The organism is Flavobacterium azizsancarii (genome assembly GCF_027980145.1).
Lineage (GTDB): Bacteria > Bacteroidota > Bacteroidia > Flavobacteriales > Flavobacteriaceae > Flavobacterium > Flavobacterium azizsancarii.
Genome location: NZ_JAMZNK010000116.1, coordinates 1 through 589 on the forward strand (window position 1 = coordinate 1; position 589 = coordinate 589).

Annotated in this window: 1 protein-coding gene; it reads right to left on the reverse strand. The window is 34.3% G+C overall.

Translation table 11 applies throughout. The features are described from left to right. Window positions 1-548, reverse strand: a 548-nt coding sequence (locus tag NJT12_RS24855) for a transposase (RefSeq protein ID WP_271338798.1), incomplete at its 3' end; no start/stop codon positions are given. Window positions 549-589 lie beyond the last annotated feature (41 nt).

Below are 589 nucleotides of genomic sequence, written 5' to 3' on the forward strand. Positions count from 1 at the left end.
TGCTCTTTGAATTGGTCATCAAATAAATAGACCGTTTTTCGTAGCAGTTTAGATCGCTCTCTCAATACATCAATTGCTGAAAATGGATTGGATCTCGATAAAGTATGTGTGGCATCAACTATAATAGATCTGGATTTAATGATTCCTTTTTCAACAGCTATAGATACTGTTTTGCCAATGAGTAGATTTAATAAGTCGGTGTCCTTTAGACGCAATTTCCTAAACTTTGTCAAGGAGCTTGGATTTATGACGCCTTCCTCCGGAGCCATTTCTAAGAAATATTTAAAAGACATATCAAAACGCGAACGCTCTACTACATCAACATCAGAAACGTCATAGATTGTTTTTAGAAGCAAATACTTAAACATGCGCACTGGGCTCTCTGCTGTGCGACCGTTATTGGAACAGTATTTATCTAATAACTCATCGTAGATAAATGAAAAATCTATTAGTTCGTTGATTTTCCTTAGCAGATTATCCTTTGGAACGATTAAATCATATAATGAAGAATAGGGACTAAACTGAATTTGTTGCTGTTGAATTAACATCTAAAAAGCCTTATGATTACACCCAAAAGATACAAAAAAAA